The sequence below is a fragment of the uncultured Rothia sp. genome (assembly GCF_916049665.1).
Classification (GTDB): Bacteria; Actinomycetota; Actinomycetes; order Actinomycetales; family Micrococcaceae; genus Rothia.
Map to the genome: position 1 here is coordinate 1 of NZ_CAJZIE010000005.1, position 24,112 is coordinate 24,112.

17 protein-coding genes are annotated in these 24,112 nt (G+C 61.1%); 16 read left to right on the plus strand and 1 reads right to left on the minus strand.

What is annotated here, in order from left to right:
* Positions 1-47 precede the first annotated feature (47 nt).
* On the minus strand, positions 48-1,280 hold the full coding sequence (locus tag QZ540_RS00840; protein WP_294626998.1) for a polyprenyl synthetase family protein: 1,233 nt from the start codon (positions 1,278-1,280) through the stop codon (positions 48-50).
* Positions 1,281-1,465: 185 nt separating this feature from the next.
* Between QZ540_RS00840 and dinB the strand changes: the two genes are divergently transcribed.
* From dinB to QZ540_RS00920, 16 genes are all read left to right on the plus strand, one after another.
* Positions 1,466-2,881: a DNA polymerase IV gene (gene dinB, locus QZ540_RS00845; protein ID WP_294627000.1), complete on the plus strand. Its 1,416-nt coding sequence runs from the start codon at positions 1,466-1,468 to the stop codon at positions 2,879-2,881.
* A gap of 243 nt (positions 2,882-3,124) precedes the next feature.
* Positions 3,125-3,526, plus strand: a complete 402-nt coding sequence (locus QZ540_RS00850; protein ID WP_005506566.1) for a DUF3040 domain-containing protein — start codon at positions 3,125-3,127, stop codon at positions 3,524-3,526.
* Positions 3,527-4,081: 555 nt separating this feature from the next.
* A complete protein-coding gene (gene mraZ / locus QZ540_RS00855) occupies positions 4,082-4,513 on the plus strand; it encodes a division/cell wall cluster transcriptional repressor MraZ (RefSeq protein WP_294627002.1) in 432 nt (143 codons plus the stop codon).
* 105 nt (positions 4,514-4,618) lie between these two features.
* Entirely contained in the window at positions 4,619-5,683 is a 1,065-nt protein-coding gene (gene rsmH, locus QZ540_RS00860; protein ID WP_294627004.1) for a 16S rRNA (cytosine(1402)-N(4))-methyltransferase RsmH, read from the plus strand.
* Positions 5,684-5,703: 20 nt separating this feature from the next.
* Positions 5,704-6,699 (plus strand): amino acid ABC transporter ATPase, encoded by a 996-nt coding sequence (locus QZ540_RS00865; RefSeq protein WP_294627007.1) that lies wholly within the window; start codon positions 5,704-5,706, stop codon positions 6,697-6,699.
* A gap of 62 nt (positions 6,700-6,761) precedes the next feature.
* Complete coding sequence (locus tag QZ540_RS00870; protein WP_294627009.1) at positions 6,762-8,627, plus strand: penicillin-binding protein 2; 1,866 nt, start codon at positions 6,762-6,764, stop codon at positions 8,625-8,627.
* Positions 8,628-8,795: 168 nt separating this feature from the next.
* Positions 8,796-10,541 (plus strand): Mur ligase family protein, encoded by a 1,746-nt coding sequence (locus QZ540_RS00875; RefSeq protein WP_294627011.1) that lies wholly within the window; start codon positions 8,796-8,798, stop codon positions 10,539-10,541.
* Positions 10,534-12,153 carry a UDP-N-acetylmuramoyl-tripeptide--D-alanyl-D-alanine ligase gene (murF, locus tag QZ540_RS00880; RefSeq protein WP_294627013.1) on the plus strand — a complete coding sequence of 540 codons (1,620 nt, stop codon included), beginning with the start codon at positions 10,534-10,536 and terminating at the stop codon, positions 12,151-12,153. Before QZ540_RS00875 ends, murF begins: the two co-directional genes overlap by 8 nt.
* Positions 12,154-12,159: 6 nt before the next feature.
* Positions 12,160-13,365 carry a phospho-N-acetylmuramoyl-pentapeptide-transferase gene (gene mraY, locus QZ540_RS00885; protein ID WP_294627015.1) on the plus strand — a complete coding sequence of 402 codons (1,206 nt, stop codon included), beginning with the start codon at positions 12,160-12,162 and terminating at the stop codon, positions 13,363-13,365.
* Positions 13,365-14,951: a UDP-N-acetylmuramoyl-L-alanine--D-glutamate ligase gene (gene murD, locus QZ540_RS00890; protein WP_294627017.1), complete on the plus strand. Its 1,587-nt coding sequence runs from the start codon at positions 13,365-13,367 to the stop codon at positions 14,949-14,951. Before mraY ends, murD begins: the two co-directional genes overlap by 1 nt.
* Positions 14,952-15,100: 149 nt before the next feature.
* The gene (locus tag QZ540_RS00895; RefSeq protein ID WP_294627019.1) at positions 15,101-17,287 is read left to right on the plus strand and encodes an FtsW/RodA/SpoVE family cell cycle protein; all 2,187 of its coding nucleotides are present in this window, start codon (positions 15,101-15,103) and stop codon (positions 17,285-17,287) included.
* 211 nt (positions 17,288-17,498) lie between these two features.
* Positions 17,499-18,599 carry an undecaprenyldiphospho-muramoylpentapeptide beta-N-acetylglucosaminyltransferase gene (murG, locus tag QZ540_RS00900; RefSeq protein WP_294627021.1) on the plus strand — a complete coding sequence of 367 codons (1,101 nt, stop codon included), beginning with the start codon at positions 17,499-17,501 and terminating at the stop codon, positions 18,597-18,599.
* Positions 18,599-20,098 (plus strand): UDP-N-acetylmuramate--L-alanine ligase, encoded by a 1,500-nt coding sequence (gene murC / locus QZ540_RS00905; RefSeq protein WP_294627023.1) that lies wholly within the window; start codon positions 18,599-18,601, stop codon positions 20,096-20,098. The genes murG and murC overlap by 1 nt, the downstream gene beginning before the upstream one ends.
* Before the next feature lie 9 nt (positions 20,099-20,107).
* Positions 20,108-21,715: a cell division protein FtsQ/DivIB gene (locus QZ540_RS00910; RefSeq protein ID WP_294627025.1), complete on the plus strand. Its 1,608-nt coding sequence runs from the start codon at positions 20,108-20,110 to the stop codon at positions 21,713-21,715.
* Positions 21,716-21,911: 196 nt separating this feature from the next.
* Complete coding sequence (gene ftsZ, locus QZ540_RS00915) at positions 21,912-23,102, plus strand: cell division protein FtsZ (protein ID WP_005507755.1); 1,191 nt, start codon at positions 21,912-21,914, stop codon at positions 23,100-23,102.
* Between the two features lie 149 nt (positions 23,103-23,251).
* Positions 23,252-24,100, plus strand: coding sequence for a polyphenol oxidase family protein (locus QZ540_RS00920; protein WP_294627027.1), 849 nt, complete (start codon positions 23,252-23,254; stop codon positions 24,098-24,100).
* The last annotated feature ends 12 nt before the right edge of the window (positions 24,101-24,112 follow it).

Consider the following 24,112-nt stretch of genomic DNA (forward strand, 5'->3'; position numbering starts at 1 on the left):
CGGTATGCCGCCTCAACTTATTTAATGTTTATGACTGTGCTGAACCTCTAGGCCTTGCGGCGTAGCGCGCGGCCCACAATATCGGTCAGCGCCGCGTGCACCAGCTCGTCCAGGTTCATCGCCTCCAGCGCCTCAAACACCGCCTGAGACTTCTGCTCAATCAGCTGCTCGTGCTTGGCGAAAGCACCCGAAGAGACCATCAGCTCGCGGATGCGCTCCACCTGCTCATCGCTCAGCTCGGGATCGCCCAAGCTATCGTGCAGAAGCGCCGCATCCTTCTCATCGAGGGCGGCGGAGGTGAGCGCCACCAGGACGGTGCGCTTGCCCTCGCGCAGGTCGTCACCGGCGGGCTTGCCGGTCACCTCGGGCTGACCGAAAACGCCCAGCTCATCATCGCGCAGCTGGAAGCCCTCACCCAGCGGCAGACCGAACGCGCGGTATCCGGCAAGTACCGGGTGCTGCTCGCTCACAGCACCCGTGCCGTTCTCCAGCGCGGTAGCCTGCAGAGCCAGGGCACCACCAATCGTGAAGGGGTGCTCGCAGGAGTACTTGGCGGACTTAAAACGGATGACGTTCAGGGCACGCTGCAGAGCCGCCTGCGCGTCCTCGGTTTCGAGAACCTCGGAGTAGACGTCCAGGTACTGGCCTGCCAGAACCTCGGTGCGCATCCGGTCAAAAATGGTGCGCGCCGGAGCGCCATAGATTGCGCCCTCACCCAGGGATGTAAAAACCTCGGCAGACCACGCCAGGGTCAGGTCGCCAGCAAGGATGCCGCCGGTCAGACCGTAGTTGAACGCATCGCCGCGCCAGCTATTCTGCTCGTGTGCCGCCTCAAAACTCTTGTGCACGGAGGGAGCGCCGCGGCGGGTATCGGAACGGTCGATGATGTCGTCGTGAATCAGCGCGGAGGTCTGGAACAGCTCCACCGCCATGCCCGCCTTCACAATGGGCCAGGAGGCGCGGTCTGCAGTCACGGGTGCGCCGCCGGCACCTCGCCAACCCCAGTAGCTCAACAGAGCGCGCAGACGCTTGCCGCCGGTGGAGAGGGACTCGATGGCCTCCAGCAGGGGCAGGGTTTCGGGGGAGATACCCTCGAGCAGTTCGCGCTGGCGGGCAAAAAACTCCGCCATGAGGGTATCGAAAGCATGCAGGTAGGCTCGCTGCTCTTCAGCAATACGCTCAGTGAGGTGCGCAGAATCCGCCGGGATATTCGGGACTGCTACGGTGAGGCTCTCGGTCGCCTGGGGAGTGGGTGCTCCGGAAGGAGAAGGGGGAGTCATACTATCCTCGCTGATGGTCGCTGTGTACGGTCCATGTGTTGTGCGGTGTGCACTTCTTCTAGCTTAGTGGAGAAAAGCCCAAGAGAACGCATTTACGAATATGTTTACTATATGATGCCATGATTTTTCGTAGAAATGTGCTATATTTTCGGTAGGTGGGCGTAGAAGCTATGAGAGGAGGCGACATGGGGCAGGCTCGAACCGGCAAGAATAGCGGCGCAAGGAACGGTCGCGTCATTATGCACTTGGACATGGACGCCTTCTTCGTCAACGTTGAACTCCTCGAAAACCCCGCCCTGCACGGAACCCCGATTATCGTGGCGCCCCTGGGCCCCCGCTCGGTCGTCTGTTCAGCCTCCTACGAGGCGCGCGCCCATGGAGTACGCTCCGGCATGCCGCTCAGCCGCGCACAAAACCTCAGCCCCAATGCCACCGTCCTACCCCTACGCGGCGACTACCGACGCTACTCCCGCGCCGTCATGGCAATCCTGAACGACCTGAGCCCCTACGTGGAGCAGGTCAGTGTGGACGAAGCCTTTGTGGACCTGACCGGCGCCTACCTGCACGGCCAAGACCCCGTTGCCCTGGCGCAGAGCGCTCGCGACCGCATCGCACAGGAGCTCTCCCTGCCCTCCTCGGCGGGGGTCGCGCCCAACAAGCTACTCGCCAAAATGGCGTCCACCGGTAGCAAACCGAACGGGCTGTGGGTCATTCCGCCCGAGCGGGTTCAAGAATTCCTCGACCCCCGAAAAGTCTCCGACCTGTGGGGAGTGGGTGCGAAAAGTACCGAGCAGCTCTCCCGGTACGGTATTCAGACCATCGCCCAGATGCGATCCATGAGCTTGGACTGGCTCAAAGAACGCTTCGGCACCGCCCAGGGTGAGCACCTCTGGGCCATGGCGCGCGGCATTGACGAACGCCCCGTGGTCACCGAGCGCGAAGAGAAAAGCATGGGCGGCGAGCACACCTTCGAGACTGATACGACCGACGCCCACGAAATCAGTGCAGCCGTTCGGGAACTGAGCCTCAAACTTGGAAAGCGCCTGCGCACCGCTGGAAAACTTGCCGGAGGGCTCAGCCTCAAAATCCGCTACAGCACCTTCGAAACGCACACCCGCGCTATTGCCCTGAACGTGCCCGTAGACTCCGGTATGCAGATCGCCTCCCTCGCGTTGGAAGCCCTGCGTGCCGATGAAATTATGGTGGGCCAGGAGGCGCCACGCGCCCTGCGACTCATTGGAGTGCGCGCCGAAAAGCTCGCCCGCGCAGAAGACGGGGTGCAACAGACCCTCTTCGACTCCATCGAGAACGGGGCGAACTCATGCCCCGCAAGAACTGCCTCCGCCAGAATCGCCTCAGACAGAACAGCCTCGGTACAACGAGGCGGTGGGGGAGTGGGCAATGGTCCGGAGAACGGTACTCGCTCGGGGGGTGATGTTCGCTCGGGGTATGACGCTCGCTCTGGGTCTGGTGCCCGCCTCGTGAAGAGCAGCAGATGGTCCGAAGTGGAGCACGTCATGGACGCGATTCACCGCAAGTACTCGCAGGAAAGCCTCAAACCAGCCTCCGGAGTGGCTGCACCGGATCAACAAGCTGAGTAAAAGGCAGAGGAAGGGAACTAGATCGAGGGTAGCCACCACAGAAGGGGAGGCGCCCTCTGTAGAAGACCATAAAGTACTTCTGCCCGAAAAAGAATGCGCCAACCCCACCCCGCGCGGTACGATGGGAAGCATACGACCGGAAATATACGGCGGGAAGAAGCGCGCCCAGCGCCAGCTGATGCACTAGCTAACCCGGCTGATACCGACGTCATCTTGAGTAGCGACACCTCAAAGGAGAAAACGATGGCACTGTCCGAGCGTGAACAGAAGGTTCTGGACCAGCTCGAAGAACTCATGAGCAATGAGGACCCGCACTTTGCCTCCTCCATGTCTTCGACCGGCAACACTGCGCCGGTTTTCAGTGCTCGCCACCTGGCTCTCGGTATTCTCTTCGTCCTCATTGGCCTGGGCATCATTATTGGCGCGGTCGCGTCCAACATGATTTGGCTGGGCGTATTCGGCTTCCTCTTCGCGGCAGGTGGCGTGTACTTCGCAACCACCAGCAAGAAGACCCCCGTGGATTCCTTCCTGGGCGGTAAAGCAGAGGGCGCAGCGCGTGTGCGTCAGCGTGAGCAGAAGGAGCGTTCCTCCTTCATGAACCGTCTGGAGGACCGCTGGGACGAGCGCAATAACGGCCAGTTCTAATACTGCTTTGTTGCAATAGTTTTCTCGCGGCTGAGCATCCGTGCTCTCTAGGGCCTTAAGACTTCAACAAGACTTCACAAGCGGAAGGTAAGAATTCTCTTGCCTTCCGCTTTTTCTATGCCCGAACCAGTGATAGACGGGTGCTTTAGAGGCTGGTGGGCTGAGCATGCTGATTGCCGCAATCGACCCTGCCGTTGGGTCTGTAGCCATTGAGTCTGTAGTTGAGCCAGTGCGTGGCAAGCATGATGAGGGCGAGGTGCTGAGCGGATGCGACCCGAAGCTGTGTAGAAGCTGTGTGCCAGCGTTAAAAATGCAGAAGAGAGCATAAAAACACTAAAAGATACTCTGCCGGGTGGGGTAGGTGGTGGAAAGTGGGGTAAAGTGGAGGGGAAAGCTGAAAGTCAGTCCTATCGCCGTGCCCTCAAGCAAACGACGAAGGTGCAGGGCTCGGCACACCCCGCCACCGGCACCCACAGGGACCGTGGAGCAACCCCGCTCCCGCAGGCTTCAGCACATCGGCACACATCAGGGGCACACATCGGGGAGGTGAAGTGAATGTTCTTAGGTACCTACTCACCACGAATGGACGCCAAAGGACGCATCATCCTTCCCGCCAAATTCCGTGAGGAACTCTCTGCAGGCCTCGTTCTGACCCGCGGTCAAGAACGATGCCTGTACGTTTTCCCCGCCGCAGAATTTGAACGCATCCACGAGCGGATGCGCACCGCGCCGCTGCCCGGACGAGCCGCCCGAGACTTCCTGCGAGTCTTCCTCTCAGGAGCCTCAGACGAACTGCCTGACAAGCAGGGACGCATCACCATCCCGCCGATACTGCGCCAATACGCAGGGCTGAGCGACAACCTCGTCGTCATCGGCTCCGGAACCCGCGCAGAAATCTGGGATGCAGCCGCCTGGGAGGAATACCTCGCCCGCACCGAAGCTGAATTTGCTGCCCTCGACGAGGACCCGTTCAGCCCGCTGCTCTAGTCGGCACCTCGCCGGCGCGACGGCTACCGCCCGGCGTCTCTCTATCACCACCGCACTACATCTTCCGTAAGCCTTCCCGCAGGACAAACTCTCACAGGAGCACCCATGAGCGTAGACCACGCCCCCGAAACCGGTACGACCGCATCCGGTACTGCCGCTAAGGTGACCGGCGCATCCATTGAGAACCTCTCCCAGCGTGAAGCCAGCGAACGCCACGTGCCTGTCATGCTGGACCGCTGCATTAACCTGCTGGCACCCGGTATTGAGCGCGCCGTTGAGGAGCGCGGTACCGCCTACGTGATTGACGGTACTCTCGGCATGGGCGGCCACTCTGAGGCGCTGCTTGAGCGCTTCGAAAACCTTGTGCTGATTGGCATTGACCGTGACCTGCAGGCGCACGCCATCGCCGGTGAGCGTCTGGCACGTTTCGGTGACCGCTTCGTACCCGTTCACGCTGTCTACGACGAGATTGACCGCGCCATGGAAACCGCCAGCGTGCAGGGTATCGACGGCATCCTGATGGACCTGGGCGTCTCCTCCATGCAGTTGGACGAACGCACCCGCGGTTTCGCCTACTCCTACGATGCGCCCCTGGACATGCGCATGAACTCCGAAGACGAGCTCACCGCCCGCATTGTTGTCAACGAGTACAGCGAAGACCAGCTGCGCCGCATTATCCGCAATTGGGGTGAAGAGAAGTTCGCCTCGCGTATTGCCCGTGCCATCTGCACTGCCCGCGCCAACGCGCCCCTGGAAACCACCGGCGAGCTCGTGCGCATTATCCAGAAGGCTGTGCCCGTCGCCGCGCAGCGTACCGGCGGCCACCCCGCTAAGCGCACCTTTCAGGCGCTGCGCATCGAAGTGAACCACGAGCTGGAAGCCCTCGAACGCGCCGTACCGGCAGCCCTGGAGGCGCTCAATCTCGGCGGCCGATTCGTCGCCATGAGCTACCACAGCCTCGAAGACAAGATCGTCAAGAGGGCACTGACCGCAGAGGCAACCTCCAAGGCACCCAAGGGATTCCCCGTGGAGCTTGAAGAGCACAAGCCCACCGTCAAGATCATTACCCGCGGCGCCGAACCGCCTACCGACGAGGAAATCGAACAGAACTCCCGCGCCGCCAGCGCCAAGCTACGCGCCGCCGAGAAGATCCGCATCCCCGCCAAGTAGAAGACAGAAAGCGAAGAAGAGTGAGCACCCAGCACGCATCCCAGCGCCCCACCCGCACACAGGGCGCACCGCGGAGTCGACGCGCCGGTTCCTCGCGCCCTGCCGCCGGTACCCCCAGCGCCCTTGGCTCTACCCGCGCATCCTCTACTGGCGCATCGACCGGGGCGAGCCGCGCCTCCACTCGCGCCCACTCCGGTCGTACCCGTACCGCGCGTCTGGAGCCGGTCACCGCATCCCAGCCGGTGGTTCGCCCTGCCAGCACCGCTGCTTCGCACGGCGGTAAGCGCACCTCGACGAACGCGAGCCGCGTGCCATCGAGCGTTCGTGCGGCTGCTCGCACTGAGGAGACCCGCGAGGAGAAGCCGAAGTCGCGTCACCCGCTCTCGACGGTTCGCCGCCGAGCACGCAAGCTCAGCCCGCCCACCATGCTCGCTGTCTTCGCGGCAATCCCACTGACTCTGGTCTTTATCCTGCTGCTCAACGTGCTAATTGTGACCCGCCAGTACGACATGGTGGATTTGCGCGCGCAGGAGCAGCAACTTGTGCAGGAGAACCAGGCGCTTCAGCAGGAGATTGGTTTCAAGGAAGCCCCGCAGGACCTTGCGGTTCGTGCAAGCACTCTGGGCATGTTTGTGAGCTCTTCGCAGGCGACCCTGAATCTGCAGTCCTCCACGATTGAGGGCACCCCCGCCCCGGTGGCAAGCCCGACCGGCATCGAGGGAAGCAAGCAGGAGAACCTGATTGCCCCGCCGGCAGCGGGTTCGAACGAAAGCTACGCCAAGGGCATTGTGGATGCTGACAAGTCTGTTCAGCAGCGACACAGCCAGGCGAGCGCGGCGGCAAAGGCATCTGCAAGCGCCTCGGCAAGCCCCACTCAGCAGGCCAACCCCACTCAGCAGGCTAACCCCACTCAGCAGGCTAACCCCGCACCGGCGAATAGCGCCCCTGCTAGCCCGGCTGCGTCCGCCGCGCCGAGCACCGCTCAGCAGCCCGCGGCTAGCCAGCCCGCACGATAAACAACACTGACCACAGGATGCGTAGCATCACCGATAGACTAGACCAGCGAAAGGACCACCGCATGAGCTCCGACGCGCGTAAGAACGCGAACGAATCGGCATCCGGTCAGCCGGATCTGACCCGCCGCGGCTTCGTCGCAGGCGCCGCAGCCACCTGCGCTCTGGGCGTTATCGGTGCGAACCTGTTTATCCGTCAGGGCTTTGACCCCGGTGCGGTGGCGAATGCGTCCCGTCAGAAGCGTCTGCGCTCGCAGGTGCTGCCCGCTGTGCGTGGCCAGATTCTCGATATCAACGGTAACGTTATGGCGCGTACCGTGCAGCGTTATAACCTGACCGCAGATCAGAGCGCTGTGGCGACCTTCAAACGCTACAACGAGGACCGCACCCAGAAGATTGAGGTAACCCCCAACCAGCTGGTGTACGAGATGGTCGATATTCTCAAGACCGTTGACCCGGGTATTACCGATGAGTTCATCAAGTCCAAGCTGGACGGCACCTCTAAGTACTCGGTGATTAAGGCAAATATCACCCCGGAAATTTTCAATAAGATTGATGCTCTGGGCGCGCCCTTCATCTACGGTGAGGCGTTCTCCCAGCGCCTGTACCCCAACGGTAGTGTGGGTGGCTCCGTGGTCGGCAAATACAACATTGTTGAAGAGGCTGACGGCAACGGTAAGGGCGGTACGGTTTCCCGTAACTTCTCGGTGGGCATTGAGCGTGTCTTCGAGAAGGAACTTGCCGGCACCCCCGGTGAACGTACCTACGAGATTAGTGCTGATGGTGTGCGTATCCCCGTGGCGAAGGAAGAGCAACGCCTGGCGGTGGACGGTAAAAATATTCGCCTGACCATTAACCGTGATGTGCAGTATTTTGCGCAGCAGGTGGTTCGTGCCCGCGCTGAGGAGCTGAAGGCTGAATGGTGTACCGCCATTGTTATGGATGTGCGTGACGGCTCCATTTTGGCTCTCGCTGATTCCTCTACGATGGACCCGGGTGCGGCAACCATTGAGGATGCGGCGGATATGACTCCGCGCGCTATTTCGCAGAACGTGGAGCCCGGTTCGACCGAGAAGATGCTGACTTCTTCTGCGTTGATTGAGCAGGGCCTGACGACTCCGACTAGTGTGTATGATGTGCCCGCGACCCTCACGATTGACGGCCAGACTTTCAAGGATGCGTTTGAGCACGGGGCGCAGCGGCGTACTTTCTCGGGCATTATTCATGACTCGATGAACACCGGTACGGTGCTGGTCGGTCAGAAGCTCAGCAAGGAAGAGCGCTACAACTGGTTGAAGAAGTACGGCGTCGGCGAGTTTACCGGCATTGAGCTGACCGGTGAGGAGCAGGGCCTGATCAGCGATTGGCGTGATTGGGATGGCCGTCAGCAGTACACTGTGCTGTTCGGTCAGGGTGTTGCGCAGACTCCGCTGCAGACCGCCATGATTTTCCAGGCGCTGGGCAATAAGGGCGTTCGTCTGAAGCCGCGCATTGTGGACGCGATCATTGACGCCGACGGTACCGAACATAAGCGTGCCGTAGAGCCTGGCGAACGCATGGTCAGCGAGGAGACTGCCGCTTCCTGCCTGACTCTCATGGAGAATGTGGTGGAGCAAGGCCACGCCCGTCCGGCGAAGGTGACCGGCTACCGCGTGGGCGGTAAGACCGGTACTGCGGAAACTCCGAGTGAGAAGGGCGGCTACGACGGCAACACGACGTCCTTTATTGGTGTGGCGCCGATTGAGAACCCGCAGTTCTTGGTGGCGGTGACCATGCAGCGTCCTGAGGGTAGCGTGGGTACGAACGGTACGACGGCTGAGTTCTCCAAGATTATGGAGAAGACTCTGCACACCTATAATGTGCCGCGTTCTACCGGTGAACCGGAGTTGATTCCGCTTTTTGCTGAGGATAGCCCCAATAAGACGAGCTAAAGGTGAGCGGGGGAGAGGCGCCCGGTAGCTGATTCGTGATGAAGAAGCGCCGGTACTGAACACCTGTCGAAGCCTAAAGACCGTAGAATATTGAATGACCCTGTGTGCCTTGAGCGCATTGACCATACAGAGCTCACCGCTTCGGACAGCGGAGAGGAAAGAAGGACGATGGATACCGCATCTCACGCACCCGGCCAGAACCTGCTGGGCGGCGACGCTCAGACTCTGCGCCCGAATTCTGTGCGCCCGGTGAGTTTGGCGCACCTTCGCGAACATCTGCAGGGCTTGGGTGCTCAGGTGAGTTCCCAGCCGGCTAGCGGCGTTCAGGGTTCTGAATCCGGTGATTCTGTTGAGGTCACCGGTATCAGCATGGACTCCCGAGGCGTTCGCCCGCAGGACCTGTACGTGGCTCTGCCCGGTGCGAAGGTGCACGGTGCGCAGTTTGCTGAGGCTGCGTTGAAGCTTGGTGCTTCCGCTATTTTGACGGATGCTGCCGGTGCGCAGCTGCTGGGTGAGGCGCCGGTGCCTGTCCTGGTGGCTGAGAACCTGCGCGAGTATGTCGGTCCGTTGGCTGCGCTGATTTATGGTTCGGCGTCGTTCCCCGCCACCCACCGCTATGCGGTGACCGGTACGAACGGTAAGACCACCTCCACCTACATGTTGGAGTCGGTGTTCCGCACCGGCCTGGGTGTGAAGACCGGTCTGATTGGCACTATTCAGATTCTGATTGATGGTGTGTCGGTTCCTTCGAAGATGACCACCCCGGAGTCTCCTCACGTGCATTCTCTGCTGACGATTATGGGTCAGCATCAGGTGCGTTGCGCGGCGATGGAGGTGTCTTCGCACGCGATTGATTACCACCGTGTGGACGGCGTGAAGTACGCGGTTGCTGGCTTTACGAACCTGACTCAGGATCACCTGGATCTGCACGGCACCATGGAGCACTACTTCGACTCGAAGGCTCAGCTGTTCACTCCTGAGCGCGCCGAGCTGGCTGTGATTACTGCTGATGACGAGTGGGGCGAGAAGATGTTCTCCGCTGCTTGCGAGCAGATGGGCGCGCAGCAGGTGCACCGCCTGGTGACTGCTCGAGGTGCCGGTCTGGCTGAGGTGCCCGCAGAGTTCGGTCCCCGCGACTGGGCTGTGGTGAAGGTTCAGCGTGAGGGCCTGGGCCACCGCTTCCACGTGGCTAATGGTGCCGGTGAGAGTGTTGAATGCTACACCGGTCTGCCCGCTGACTTTAACGTTTCGAATGCCGCGCTGGCGGCTCTCATGGCGTACCTGGACACTGACTCCGCTGAGCGTGAGCGCCTGTTGCCCGAGCTGGTCTCCGGTGCGGCTCTGACTCCGGTGGTGCCGGGTCGTATGCAGCTGATTTCTTTGGCTCCGCACGCGATTGTGGACTTCGCCCACAACCCGGACGGTCTGACCCGTGCCCTGGAGGCAATGGACCGCCCCGGCGACGGTAAGGTCATGATTGTTTTCGGCGCGACCGGCGAGCGTGACCAGCTCAAACGCCCGATTATGGGTGCGATTGCTGCGCAGAACGCAGATATTGTTGTCGTGACTGATGACGACCCGCACGGTGAGGACCCGGCTCCGATTCGTGCCGCCGTTGAGGAGGGCGCGCAGAAGGCTGAGAACCGCCGAGCCACCCAGATCCTGAACATTTCTCCGCGTGCCGCCGCTATTGATGCGGCAATTGCCCTGGCGGGCGAGCACGACGCCATCCTGATTGCTGGCCGCGGCCACGAAACCGAACAGGATGTTGACGGCGTGGATATCGCCCTGGACGACCGCGTTGAAACCGCCCGTGCCCTGCGTGCGCACGGTTTCGAGATTCTGCCTGACTACCAGCGCATGCTCGATGAAAGTGACTCTAAGACCGCTGAAGGTATGGTGAAGAATGATTAAGCTCAGCGCCGCCCAGATTATTGAGGCAACCGGCGGCACCGCTATCGGCCTGGAGGGCCGTGAGGAGCAGGTGTACGCAGACTTCGCCACCACCGACTCGCGTGAGGTGCAGACCGGTACCTTGTTCGTGGCGAAGCCCGGCGCTGTCACTGACGGCCACAGGTTCATCCCCATGGCGTTTGAGAGGGGCGCGACCCTGGCGCTGGTCGAGCGTGAAGTACTCGACGAGCAGGGCGTGCCCTACCCGAGCATCCAGGTGCCCGATGTGGTGCTGGCGATGGGTGATTTGGCGCGCTACTCCATTGAGCAGATGCGCGCTCAGGGTGAGCTGACCGTTATCGGTATTACCGGTTCCGCCGGTAAGACCACCACCAAGGACCTTCTTGCCGCCATTTTCGCCCCGGAGGGCCCGACCGTTGCGCCGGTTGGTTCCTATAACAGTGAGGTGGGCGTGCCCCTGACCGTTTTCCGTGCGGATGAGTCTACCCGCTACCTGGTCATTGAGATGGGGGCCGACCACGTGGGCAACATCGAGTACCTGGCGAATATTGCGCACCCCGATCACGGTGCAATCCTGAAGGTCGGTACCGCGCACGCTGGCGAGTTCGGCGGCGTGGACAATATTGAGCGCACTAAAGGCGAGCTGGCTGAGGGTGTTCAGCCGACCGGTTCCCTGGCGCTGAACGCTGACGATGAGCGCGTGCTACGCATGGCGTCGCGTTCGGTTGCACCCATTACGTACTTCGGCGTGGGCGAGAAGACCGACGCGAACGGCCAGCCCTACGAACGCTACGTGGCGGCGCTGAACCTGCGCACCACCGACGCTGGCTGCCCCGAGTTCACTCTGCGCCTGCCCGACGGTAGCGAGTACGAGATTTCCTCGCAGCTGATCGGTGAGCACCACGTGCACAACCTGCTGGCTGCTGCGACAATCGCCTACAACAGCGGTATTTCGGGTGAGAAGATTGCTCGCGCGCTCAACAAAGCGGCGGCGGCTTCGAAGTGGCGTATGGCGCGCACCGACCGCGCTGACGGCGTGACCGTCATTAACGACGCCTACAACGCGAACCCCGAGTCGATGGCTGCGGCACTGCGCACCCTGGCGCAGCTGGGTCGCACCGTCGACCCGGCGACCGGTCAGCCGCACCGCACCTGGGCTGTTCTGGGTGCCATGCTGGAGCTCGGCGACGCCTCCATGGAGGAGCACGACCGCATCGGCCGCCTCGTGGTGCGCATGAACATTTCCAAGCTGATTGCTGTGGGTGACGAAACGAAGCCCACCTACAACGCGGCTCACCTGGAAGGCTCCTGGGGTAATGAAGCGACCTGGGTGAAGACCCCGGAAGAGGCGGAGCAGATTCTGCGCGCCGAGGTTCGCCCCGGCGACATTGTGCTCTTCAAGTCCTCGAACGGCGCGAAGCTGGGCATTCTGGGCGACCAGGTTGCTTTCGCTGAGTACACCTTCGGCGCTGAGGAAGAGCAGGCACCGACCTGGCTTTCTGCCGGTGACTTTGTTGAAACCACCGATTTGAGCGACCACCTTGCCGCTCACCTGGACGGCGCCGCTAACGGCGACCGTACTTCGACCGAACAGACCACGAACGAAGGGTAGCGCTTTATGATTACCGTGCTGATTGCTGGAATCTTCGGATTCCTCATCTCCCTCACCGCGCTGCCGGTGTTCATCAAGAAAATGAAGTCCCTCAAGCTTGGCCAGCTCATCCGCGAGGAAGGCCCGGCAGCTCACCAGCATAAGGCGGGCACCCCCACCATGGCGGGTCTGATTTTCATCCCCGCGGCGATTCTCGCCTACTTCTTGACGTTGGCGGTGAGCGCGCTGTTCTTCGGTACCGCACCGATGCCGACCGCTACCGCGTGGCTGACCATCGCCTTCACCCTGGGCATGCTCGGTGTGGGCGCGGCGGACGACATCATGAAGTTCCGCAATAAGGGCAACGAAGGTCTGACCGAGAAGCAGAAGACCATCGGTTTGCTGGGCGTGACCCTGCCCTTTGCGTTCCTGGCGTTCCAGTTCCCGAATGAGTCGGGTGCACGTCCGGCGTCGACCGCTATCTCGTTCGTGCGTGACCTGCCCATCGACCTGTTCGCGGCGGGTGCGGTCTTCGGCTCCATTCTGCTGGTTGGCTGGATTACCCTCATCTCCCTGTCCGGCACGAACGCGGTGAACTTCACCGATGGTCTGGATGGCCTGGCTGGCGGCATCATGATGACCATCTTCTCCGGCTACCTGACCATCAGCATCTGGCAGTACGTGCACGCCTGCTCCGCTGGCGCCGGCACCGCCTGCTACGATGTGCGCGACCCCGGTTCGCTGGCGCTGATTGCCGCGTCCTTCGTGGGTTCGCTGGCTGGCTTCCTCTGGTGGAACGTGTCGAAGGCACAGATCTTCATGGGCGACTCCGGCTCCCTGGCGCTGGGCGGTGCAATGGTTGCTTTCGCACTGTTCACCCGCACCGAGCTGCTCCTGCTGGTTATCGCCCTGATTCCCGTGCTGGAAGTGTTCTCTGTGATCGTGCAGAAGTTCGTGTTCAAGACCAGCCGTAAGCGTTCGGTGGCAGCGGGGGAGAAGCCCCTGCACGCGCACCGTTACTTCCGTATGACCCCCTTCCACCACCACATGGAGAAGGTCGGCGTCAACGGCAAGTACTCAATTGATAAGCGAGGCATTGCCCCCGGTACCGTCAGCAGCGGCGAAGTGAACTCCGTGTTCCGCCTCTGGGTTATCAACGCCCTCTGCGTGCTCGTTGCCCTGGCGCTGTTCTTCGGTGACTGGTTCTCGCAGACTTCTGGAGTGATTCACTAATGTCAACTAATGAACAGCCGGACGCCGCTCGCATTGAAACGAACGCCGCCGCTATTGCGGTGAACCCGGTGTACGAGAACGAGCGCCTCGCGGAGCTGACTCACTGGGGCGCTCCCTGGGCTAACCTGCGCGTGGTCGTGGTGGGCATGGGTACCAGCGGCGACGCTGTGACCGATGTGCTCGCACAGCTGGGTGCGAAGATCGTCGTCATCGACGGGGCTGATACCCCGGAGAAGCGTGAACGCATCGAGATTTACAAGAATGCGTACGGCAATGTTGAGGGTCTGTTCGGTCCCGAGCACATGCGTGCCCTGCCCTTGGTGGACGGTCAGGAACCCGAGCTTGTGGTGACCTCCCCGGGCGTGCGTCCCGACCACCCGGTCATGCTGGACGCGTATGAGCGTCGCATCCAGATTTGGGGCGATGTTGAGCTGGCGTGGCGCTTGAACGAGCGTAGTGGCCTGCCGACCCCCAAGTGGCTGTGCCTGACCGGTACGAACGGTAAGACCACCACCGTGGGCATGGTCGATTCCATCCTGAAGGCTGCCGGTAAGAAGGCTATTCAGGTGGGTAACGTGGGTATGCCCATTGTGTATGCCATTGCTGATGATGAGCCCTACGAGTTCTTCGCGGTGGAGCTGTCGAGCTTCCAGCTGCACTGGACCTACTCGCTGTCCCCGTACGCTTCGGTGGTTCTGAACATCGCTGAGGACCACGTGGACTGGCACGGTTCGTTCGAGCGTTACAAGGCTGATAAGGCTCGTGTGTACGAGCACACTCAGGTTGCCTGCATCTTCAACACCGACCACGTGGACACCCTGCGCATGGTCGAGAACGCGGACGTCATTGAGGGCGCTCGCGCGATAGGTTTCAGCTCCACTGAGATGCCCGCCGTGTCGATGCTCGGCCTGGCTGAGGACATCATGGTGGACCGTGCCTTCCTGAAGAACCGTTACAACGAGGCGTATGAGCTGGCGGTTCTGGAGGATCTCGCTCCGGCACCCGGTAAGATGCCCGCAAAGCACACCGTGGAGAATGCTCTGGCGGCTGCGGCTCTGTGCCGTGCGGCTGATATTGACCCGAAGGCTGTGGGCGCTGGCCTGCGTTCCTTCAAGACCGGTGCGCACCGCAACCAGCTGGTGGGTTACGCGAACGACATCATGTGGGTGAACGATTCGAAGGCTACGAATCCTCACGCCGCGAATGCTTCGATGAGCGGTTACCCCTCGCTGGTGTGGATTGCTGGCGGCCTGTCGAAGGGCGTTGAGTACGATGAGCTGATTGCTGCTCACGCTAAGCGCCTGAAGGCTGTGCTGATTATCGGTACTGATACTGCGGCGTTGAAGTCGGCGTTGGCGTCTCACGCCCCGGAGGTTCCGACCTACAATATGACCGCCGCTGTGGCTGATTCTTCGGATGGTGTTGCCGTGATGAACGCGGCTGTTGCGAAGGCTGCTGAGCTGGCGCATCCGGGCGATACCGTGCTGATGGCTCCCGCGTCTGCGTCGATGGACCAGTTCAAGAATTATGCGGTGCGCGGTGATGCGTTTGCGAACGCTGTTGCCGCCCAGCTGGCAGACTCTTAGGACGTTGCCTGCAGAGGGCGCTTCGGGTGACCGGGGTGCTTTCTGCGGCTTCTTCTCGGGGGTGGGATGGTAACGGTGTCCCACCCCTGAACCTTTTTCGTGTATTCGCCACGACGGATCCGTGGCAGTTGAGGCCTATAGGAGGGCATGTGAGTACCAGCGCATCTTCGGAGCGTTCGGCTTCTTCGGCGCGTTCGACTACGAGTGGTCGTTGGGGGTCTTTGCGAGCCGGTTTGGAGGATTTCTCTGCGCCGTTCCGTGCTCGTGCCGGTAGGCTGTACCGTCGTGGTTTGAAGGCTGACCTATGGGATGTGCCGGTGATGCTGCTGGTGACGACCCTGGGTCTGGCTATTTTTGGCTGCATTATGGTGCTGTCGGCTTCGAGCGTCACCATGATTTCTCAGGGCCAGTCGCCGTTCTCGCAGGTTTCGTCTCAGATCATGTTCTTGGTCGTGGGCGTTCTCGCGATGGTGGGTATTACACGTATCCCGGTGGGTGTGTACCACAAGAAGTTTGTGGTGTACGCGATGCTGGCCACCGCGCTGGTCATGCAGCTTGCTGTGGTGGTCGTTGGCGTTGAGGTGAACGGTAACCGTAACTGGTTGAAGCTCCCCGGAATCGGACAGATTCAGCCGTCGGAGTTTTCGAAGCTGGCGATTATTATGTGGCTGGCGTGGGTGTACAGCCGCCACGGCGATATCTCTCGCAGTATTTGGCGTACGCTGTTCCCTTCGATTTATGGTGTGGGCGCCCTGGTCCTGCTGATTATGCTCGGCGGTGACATGGGTACCGCCATGGTGTATGGCTTCATCTTCGTGGGCATGATGTGGCTGGCGGGTGCTTCTCGCAGTTCGCTGCTGAAGATTGGCGGCGCGTTTGCGGTGTTGGCGCTGGTGGGTGTGCTCAGTAGCGCGAACCGTGTGGCGCGTATTTTCGGTATTTGGGGTTCGTGTACGAACGCTAACTGTGACCAGGCGAATTCTGGTGAGGTGGCGTTGGCGACCGGTGGTTTCTTGGGCGTTGGTCTGGGCCAGTCGCGTCAGAAGTACAACTACCTGGCTGAGGCGCATAACGACTATATTTTCGCCATTATTGGTGAGGAGCTTGGTCTGCTGGGTACGCTGGCGGTTCTGCTGCTGTATGTGGGCCTGGTGTATTGCGCGGTGCGTATTATGCTGCGTACTACTGATCCGCTGGTGCGTTTGGCGACGGGCGGCATCATGATTTGGTTGACCTCTCAGGCGATTATCAATATGGGCATGGTGTCCCGTCTTTTGCCGGTGATTGGTGTGCCTCTGCCGTTCGTTTCGTACGGTGGTTCGTCGCTGTTGTCGTCGTTGTTTGCGGCGGGCTTGTTGTTGGCGTTTGCGCGGCAGACTCCGTTGCGTGGTGCGACGGAACCGTCGAATATTGAGACCCAGAGTGTGCGTGAGGTTCGTCGTGCGAATGCTGACTGGCAGCGTCGTACGCCGTTGCAGATTGTTCTGAATCAGGAGGAGGCGGCTCGTGCGGCTGCCGGTGGCCACCTGTTGAAGGAGCAAAACCCGTTCGCGCTGATGTTTGGTCCGGAGAGTACTTTGCGCCGCTGGTTGGGTTTTGCCCCGGATCAGCAGCGTGAGCTGGCTCGTATGGCTCGTGAGCAGCAGAAAGAGCAGGAACGCCAGGCCCGGGAGCAGGAGCGTCAGGAACGGGAGCAGGCTCGCCGTGAGGCGGCGCAGGCTCGTGAAGAGGCTCGTCGTGCTCGCGAGGAGGCGCGTCTGGCTCGTGAAGAGGCTGCCCGCGTGAAGGCGGAGCAGAAGGCTGCACCGAAGAAGGCGCCTCAGCAGAAGAGCGTTCCGAAGAGTCAGGCTCAGAAGCCTGTGTCTTCGGCTGGTGCTCCCGCGAAGAAGCCTGTTTCGAATCAGGCACCCGCTCAGGCTCGTGCTTCTCAGCCGCGTACCGGTCAGGGTAAGCCCGCTCAGAAGGCGACAGCTGCGAAGCCCGCAGGTCAGAAGCCCGCGGCTCCGAAGCAAGCTGTACAGCAGCGCGCCGTGCAGCCGCGTAATGCTCAGCAGCCTGCTGCGCAGAAGCGGGCAGCTCAGCCTCGTACTGCCCAGCCCCGTAGCCCGCAGCACCGCCCCTCGGGTTCACTACCTGCGGGTCTGCAACCGCTGCATCCAGAGGACCGTCAGCGTCGCGCCCAGCGACAGGGTACTCAGCGTCAGGCAGCGCCGCGACAGGGTGCTCAGGTAAAGGGTGCTCAGGCAAAGGCCGCGCAGAAGAACGGCGCTCAGCAGCGTCCGGCTCAGGGTGCGGCTCGGAACTCAGCTCAGCGGGGCACCCGTAAGCAGGGCTAAACCCAGGGGACCCCACCCCGTGTAGCCGGCATCGTGAGAGCTGGCGTTCGGGGGAGCGGGGCTGTGGATTGTGCTTCCGCCGGTGATGAATATGCGCTGAATAAGAGATAACGCCCTCGCCGTTGAGTCATAGCTCAATGGCGGGGGCGCTCTATTGAACAGGTGCGATAGCGTAAAATGATGCTGTACCGATGTGTTGGGAGAAAGACCTATGACGAAGAAGGCGCCCTCTATAGTCTTCGCCGGTGGTGGCACCGCCGGTCATATTAATCCGATGCTCGCGATTGCGCGTGCGGTTCGTGATCTTGAGCCGAACGCTAAGATTCTGATGCTGGGCACTGCGGACAAGATGGAAGCCGAGCTGGTTCCGGCAGCTGGTTTCGATATTGAGTTTATTCCTCGCGCGGCGTTCCCTCGTAGCATTAACCGTGCCGCTTTGGCTTTCCCCGCTAAGTTCTTTGGTGGCCTGTCGAAGACCCGCCGCATCCTCAAGGAAGCAGATGCGGATGTGGTTGTTGGCGTGGGCGGCTACGTGTGCCCGCCGGCGTACCTGTCGGCGTTGAGCGCTAAGATTCCCGTGGTGATTCATGAGGCGAATGCGAAGCCCGGTTTGGCGAACCGCCTGGGTGGTTCGTTTGCGAAGTTCACCGGTGTGGCGTTCCCTAATACTCCTTTCCCGCGCGCAACCCTGGTGGGCATGCCGATGAAGGATGAGATTGCCTACCTGAACCGTGAGGCGCACCGTTCGAAGGCTCGCCGTAACCTGGGTCTGGACCCGCAGAAGCCGACCGTGATTGTGACCGGCGGTTCGTTGGGTGCGTTGAGCCTGAATAATGCGGTGGCGGCGTGCCGTGACCACTTTGCGGAGTGGGATTTCCAGATTCTGCACATTACCGGTAAGGGTAAGGCTGTTCTGGATGAGAACGGTGAGCTGTTGAGCGCCCCGAATTACCGTCAGATTGAGTTCAGCAACGGCATGCAGGATGTGTATGCTGCCGCTGATCTTCTGCTGGTGCGTTCGGGCGCGGCGACCGTGAGCGAGGTTGCTGCGGTGGGTGTTCCCGCGATTTTTGTGCCGCTTCCCATTGGTAATGGTGAGCAGGCTCTGAATGCTCGTTCTCTGGTGGAGGCGTCTGCGGCTCTGCTGGTGAAGGATGCAGAAGTCACCGGTGAGTGGTTTGCCCGTGAGATTCCGGCTCTTATGGCGAACCCGGAGGAGCTGGAGCGCATGGGCGCTGCGGCGTATGAACTTGGTATCCGTGACGCGGCGCGCGTTATGGCTGAAGCAGTATTGAAGGCAGCTGAGAAGTAATGACTGAATTGATGAATCTTGAGATGGTGTTGCCGGCTCCGCTCAACCCGCCGTTCCCTGAGCGTGCGAAGATGAGCGAGTTGGGCCGTGTGCATTTCATCGGTATTGGTGGCGCGGGTATGAGCGCTATTGCCGCTCTGATGCTGCAGGCTGGCGTGACGGTGAGCGGTTCGGATCGTGCCGAGTCGGCTACTGTTGAGTCTTTGCGTGCTGCGGGTGCTCGTGTGGGTGTTCCTCAGCAGGCTGAGAACATTGTGGACGTTGATACCGTGGTGATTTCTACTGCGATTCGTGAGGATAACCCGGAGCTTGTTGCCGCTCGTGCGCAGGGTCTGCGTGTGCTACATCGTTCTGAGGCGCTGGCCGCTGTGATGGGTGAGTCTCAGGTGGTTGCTGTTGCCGGTACTCACGGTAAGAGCACGACTAGCTCCATGATTTCTGTGATGTTTGATCAGCTGGGCGCTGACCCGTCGTTTGCGGTGGGCACCGTGATTGCTGGTCGCGGCACGAACGCTCATCTGGGTGCTCAGGGTCCGGAGTCGATTTTTGTGGCTGAGGCTGATGAGTCGGACGGCTCGTTTGTGCGTTACCGCCCGGCGATTGCTGTGGTGACGAACGTTGAGCCGGACCACCTGGATTTCTACGAGACCGATGAGCGTGTCTTTGAAGCGTTCAACCGTTTTGTGGGTTCGCTGGCTCCTAACGGCGTTGTGGTGACCTGCGCTGATGATGCGGGCGCGGCTACTCTTGCGGCTCGTTCTCGTGCGGCGGGTGTTCCCGTGGTGACCTATGGCGAGTCTGCGGATGCTGACCTGCGCATTAGCGAGATTACCAGCGCTGGTTCGTCTTCTTCTTCGCACCTGTCGTGGTCTTTTGAGTGCCGTGGCGTGCGTTATGAGGGTGAGCAGGATATCGCTCTGAAGGTGCCCGGTATTCACAACCAGCTGAATGCTTCTGCGGCTTTTGCTTCGGCGTTGATTTCTGGTTACGAGGCTGCCGATATTGCTCCCGCTCTGGCTGAGTTTGTGGGTGCTGACCGCCGCTTCACCCTGCGCGGTGAGGTTGCCGGCGTGAAGGTCTTTGATGATTATGCGCATCACCCGACCGAGGTGTTCCGTGCCTTGGAGACCGGTCGTACCGTGGCTGACGGCCACAACCTGTACGTGATTTTCCAGCCTCACCTGTTCTCGCGTACTCGCGAGTTCGCGAAGGAGTTCGCGCAGGCTCTGTCGATGGCTGACCGCGCTCATGTGCTGGATATTTACCCGGCTCGTGAGCTGCCGATTGAGGGTGTGACCAGTGAGCTGATTACCGGTGCTGGTTTCTCTGAGGTTCGTTACGCTACCGCTGAGGGCGCTATTGAGGATATCGTGGCGTGCGCTCAGAGCGGCGATATTGTGATGACCGTTGGCGCCGGTGACGTGACCGCTTTGGGTGCTCGTCTGCTGGAGTCCCTGCAGGTTCGTCACGGTGGCGAGTCGAAGAAGTCGGAGGCTTAGGCTGTGCCGATGAGTTCTGGTCTCTCTTCGGAGGGGCATTCCTCCTCGCGCGTGCCGAAGGCTCCGCGTTCGCGTGCTCGTTTGCGTGCCCAGCAGGCGGCTGAGAATGCGCCGGTTGAGGCGGCACAGGTTAAGCCCGTGCAGCCGCAGGCCGTAAAGAGCGCAGAGTCTGCCGAGGCTCTACAGCCCGCGGAAGCCACGAAGTCTGCGGAGGCCGTGAAGCCCGCCAAGGCTACCGCCTCCGAGGGCGCGGCCCAGGCAGCCGCTACCCAGTCTTCGAGCCCTGTTCGCCATGTGCCGCGTAAGCCGGTGGTTCATAAGGCTTCCGCTCAGCACGGTGCTGATTCTTCGGCTCAGAAGAGCGCTGCAGCGGTGCATTCTTCGGCGCAGTCTCTGAAGGATTCGGTGCGTTCGGCGCTGATGACCGGTCGCACCGTGTCTGAGGTTGAGCACGCGCCCGAGCTGTTTGACGTTGAGGCGTTTGAGGATTCTTCTTCTAAGACTTCTTCTGCTCAGGCCGCATCCGCTAAGTCTGCGGCTAAGTCTGCGTCCGCGCAGGCCGAGAAGAGCGCCGGCAAGGACAGCGATAAGGGCTCTGACAAGAAGCCTGGCTCCTCCAAGGCCTCTGCTGAATCTCGTGAAGAGCCTGCCGCCCCGAAGGCTGAGGAAAACGCCGATAAGAGCACTGATAAGGCGGGGGAGAAGGCTGCTGAAGAGCCTCGCCCCACGAGCCGTTTCGGTCGTTGGCGTGCCGAGCGTGAGCAGCAGCGTGCCGCGGAGATTGAGAAGGAGCGTGAGCGTGCGAGCCGCCAGGCTCAGCGTGAGCGTCTGCGTCAGGATCCGGGTCTGGACGGTCTGCGTGCTGAGGAACGCCCCCGTAAGGAGCGTGCGCCTCTGACTCGTGCCCGCAAGCTGCTGTACACCGCCTCGGCGCTGGCTATTATCGCGGTGCTGTACGTGGTGCTGGTCTTCTTCTCGCCCCTGTTGGCGACTCAGAAGATTACGGTGCGCGGCGCATCCCTGCTGGAGACCACTCAGGTGGAGCAGAAGCTGGAGCCCCTGCGTGGTGTTCCGCTCACTCGCATCGACGAGAAGAAGGTGCGTGAGCTAATCGGGCAGGATAACGTGATTCGTAGTGTGCAGGTGGAGAGCCGCCCGCCGCATGAGCTGGTGGTGACTCTGAAGGAGCGTACCGCGGTTGCGGTTGTGAAGCAGGGCGATACGTACCATACTGTTGATAGTGATGGTGTGAGCCTGCTGGAGTCGGCAACTCAGCCCGATACCTCGGTGCCGCTGGTGCGTTTCAGCGGCGATGACCCGCAGACTTCGGCTGAATTCCGCACCATTTCTACGGCGCTTTCGGCGATGCCCTCTGAACTTCTAGCTCAGGTTAAGGAAGCCAGCGCTACCTCAACCTCAAGTATCACTCTAACCTTGAGGGATAATACTACGGTGCAGTGGGGAACCGCTGAAGAGAGCGAGTTGAAGGCTAAGGTCCTTCTCTCCCTGCGCCAGGCTATTGCTAAGCGTGCTCAGGAGGAGAGCTCCTCCGAGGCACGGACGCAGAAGGTGACCGTCTACGACGTGTCTGCCCCGCGCGTACCGGTGACCCGATAGGGGAACCATTCAGGCGCTTTATCCTCCCTTTTTGTGTGAAATCCGCAAAAAGAGGGGGTAATTGCGCTGTGTGACTAGGAACCAACAAAAACAGTTTGGTATCCTAGCAGATAAAGTCATTCTTTAGAGGAAACCTTCAGGCTTAGATTAAGCTGCGGGTCTTCCGAAGCTGGAACACGGAACAATCGAGGAATACATGGACGCTGGAACTCCCCAGAACTACTTGGCAGTCATCAAGGTCGTTGGTATCGGCGGCGGTGGCGTCAACGCAGTCAACCGCATGATTGAGGTTGGTCTGCGCGGCGTTGAGTTCATTGCTATCAACACTGACGCTCAGGCTCTGCTGATGTCCGATGCAGACGTTAAGCTGGACGTTGGTCGTGAGCTGACCCGCGGTCTTGGCGCGGGCGCAAACCCCGAGGTTGGCCGTCAGGCAGCCGAGGATCACGCGCAGGAAATTGAGGAAGTCCTCAAGGGCGCAGACATGGTCTTTGTGACCGCAGGTGAGGGTGGTGGCACCGGTACCGGTGGTGCACCCGTCGTGGCACGTATTGCCCGCTCCCTCGGCGCTCTGACCATTGGTGTGGTGACCCGCCCCTTCACCTTCGAGGGTCGTCGCCGCTCCAACCAGGCTGAGACCGGTATCGCTGCTCTGCGCGATGAGGTTGATACCCTGATCGTTATTCCGAACGACCGACTGCTGTCGATTTCGGATCGCAACGTCTCCATGCTGGACGCATTCAAGTCCGCTGACCAGGTTCTGCTCTCCGGTGTGCAGGGCATTACCGACCTGATCACCACCCCCGGCCTGATCAACCTTGACTTCGCTGACGTTAAGTCCGTCATGCAGGGTGCAGGTTCGGCTCTGATGGGTATCGGCTCGGCATCCGGTGAGGACCGCGCAGTGAAGGCAGCTGAGCTGGCTATCGCATCGCCGCTGCTGGAAGCATCCATCGACGGTGCACACGGCGTTCTGCTGTCCATTCAGGGTGGCTCCGACCTGGGTCTGTTCGAGATCAACGAGGCTGCACGCCTGGTTCAGGAAGTTGCTCACCCCGACGCAAACATCATCTTCGGTGCGGTTATTGACGACGCACTGGGCGATGAGGCTCGCGTGACCGTGATTGCTGCTGGCTTCGACGCAGTGAACCCGGAGACCAACTCCAACGCTTCCACTGCTGCGGCTACTCAGGCTCAGCGCACCCAGGCATCCTTCGGCGGTTCCACCGCTGCGGCTGCTCCGGCTGCTAACGGCTACGGCTACAACGCACCCGCTGCTGCTCCGGCTTCCACCGGCGCTGCTGGCTTCGACGTTGACCTTCCCCCGGTTGTGGAGGAAGCTCCGGCTCGCCGCGACACCCTGGACGTCCCTGACTTCCTGAAGTAGTCTGCCCGGCTGTGAACGCCTAAGCGTTGCACGGCTGAGAGTCTTATGAAGCTATAGGGGAGCTGAGAAACACGCACTTTGTGCGGTTCTCGGCTCCCCTTTGCTATACCCGCCGTTATACCTGCTGACATCTGATGAAGGAATAGACGATGAGCGACGCTCCCAAAACTCCACTACTTGCCTCAGCCGATACCCGCACCCTGGGCTCTTGGCGTGTGCGGGTGGGTTTCACTTCCCGCGCGGCAGGCAACCTGGGCCTGCACGTGGACGATGAGCTCGGCGGCGGTATGGATGCCTCCCTGGTGCGCACCCTCAACCACCGTGCCGCGCTGGAGGAAGCGCTGGGTACCGACCCGTTCTTCTACCTGAACCAGGTGCACGGTGTGCAGATTGCCTACCCGGAAGACTACGCGGTGGAATCCTACGCGCCCGGTGCACCCGAGGAGCGTACCGCTGAGCGTGCCCGCGCGGTGCTGGAGAACTCCCCGGTCGCCGATGCGGCGATTAGCAGTGAGGGCGTGCCCCTGGCGATTATGGTGGCGGACTGCATTCCCGTGGTGCTGGTGGGTGAGCGGGTCGCGAACTGGCAACCAATCCTGGCGGTGGCTCACGCTGGCCGCCGAGGCCTGCTCGACGGCGTGCTCCAGCAGACCGTGCAACGGATGCGTCAGCTTGGCGCGGAGAAAATTACCGCCTGGCTGGGTCCGAGCATTTGCGGTAGTTGCTACGAGGTGCCCGAGGCGATGCGCACCGAGTCTACCGAACTGATTCCGCAGGTGCACGCGGTGACCAGCCAGCAGACCCCCGGACTGGATTTGCCCGCCGGTGCCCGCGCCGTGCTGGAGGATGCAGGCGTGCAGGTGAGCACGGATTGTGCGCAGTGCACGTTTGAGGAGCCCGAGGTGTATTCGCATCGCGGGTTCACGAACCGCGGTGAGAAGCCGGGTCGTATCGCGGGTCTGGTGTGGCTTGAGAAGCTTGCGGAGCCCGCCGCCTAGAGCTGCTAAAGA